General features: G+C 70.4%; 1 protein-coding gene. It reads left to right on the forward strand.

Annotated features, from left to right (window positions below; genetic code table 11):
- Positions 1–78 precede the first annotated feature (78 nt).
- Positions 79–1,350, forward strand: coding sequence for an autotransporter outer membrane beta-barrel domain-containing protein (locus GB864_RS17960; RefSeq protein ID WP_160427051.1), 1,272 nt, complete (start codon positions 79–81; stop codon positions 1,348–1,350).
- Positions 1,351–1,354 lie beyond the last annotated feature (4 nt).

A 1,354-nucleotide genomic window follows, 5' to 3' on the forward strand; every position in this document is an offset into this window, starting at 1 on the left:
AACTCGCTCGGCAATGCCGGTCGCAGCTACGAGAACCTCGCCGCGCTTCGCGGCTGATCTGGATCAGGAGATCTTTCGATGAAGAGCAAGTGGAAGGCGACGACGATCGCGTTGCTGGTCGCGGGCGGCGGTTTGATCGCGGTCCCGGCGTATGCGGCGGATCTGAGCTGCTCGGGCGACCTGGGCGATGTCGCCGTGGACGGCAACCTCACGGTCGCTGCCGGTGCGGATTGCGTGCTGGGCGGGGCGAGCGTGTCGGGCGACATCATCGTCGCGGCGGGCGGCTGGCTGGACGCGACCTCGGTCGAGGTCGGCGGCGACGTGATCGCCACCGACGCGTACGGGGTGTCGTTGGACGGCACGAGCGTGGCCGGCGATATCAGTGTGTACTCGGCGGACACGGATTCCGGGTTCCTCTACGTGAACGACCTCGAGGTGGGCGGCTCGGTCGCCGCCGGCGGGGTCGACGTGGAAGTGACGGACTCGACCATCGGCGGTTCGTTGACGACGCAGGAGGCGTTCTACGTCGACGTGGTCCGCACGTCGGTCGTGGGCGATGTCTCGATCGACGGTTCGCCGTGGGGCGTGTCGGTCAGCGGCGCGATCGTGCAGGGCGATGTGACGGTGTCGGGTTCGTCCCACGACCTGCTGATCGGTGCGGATGCCGAGGGCGGTCAGGATGCGTTCGGCAACTCGATCGCGGGGAACCTGAACCTCACGGGCAACTCGGGCAACCTGCAGGTGGCCGGCACGACGGTGCTGGGTTCGATCGTGCTCTCGGGCAACACGCCGGCTGCGGCGTTCGGTGCGGGCAACAGCGCCGGCGCGGTCGAGGGCGACTACACGGGCACCGCGCCGGGCACGCCGGCCGCGGGCGATCAGCAGATCGCCGTGTCGGTGCCCGAGCAGGCTGCGGGCGAGCTGATCTGGTGGCTGGAGGGCACCGGGTCGCTGGTCGACCTCGGCGTGGCCGAGGAGGAACTCGACCACTTCGCCGCGGACGGCTCGATCGTGCCGATCCGGGTGCAGGACACCCGTGCCGGCAACCCGGCGTGGACGCTCACGGCGCAGGTGTCGGACTTCACCGCCGGCGGCGAGGACGTCTCGAGCAAGTACCTGGGCTGGACGCCGGAAGTCACCGACAACGCCGGCGGCGCCATCGCCGGTGACGCGGTCGCCTCGGGCTTCGACGGCGGCGACGGCCTGTCCGTGCCGCGCACCCTCGCACGGGCCGATGCCGGTCACGCGCGTTCCGAGTCCGCCGTGGGCGCCGACCTGGATCTCAAGCTCCCGCTCGAGACCCCGCAGGGCACCTACACCGCCGTGATCACGCTGACCGCACTCAGCTGATCCG

The sequence above is a fragment of the Agromyces seonyuensis genome (assembly GCF_009789225.1).
In the GTDB taxonomy this organism is placed as follows: Bacteria; Actinomycetota; Actinomycetes; order Actinomycetales; family Microbacteriaceae; genus Agromyces; species Agromyces seonyuensis.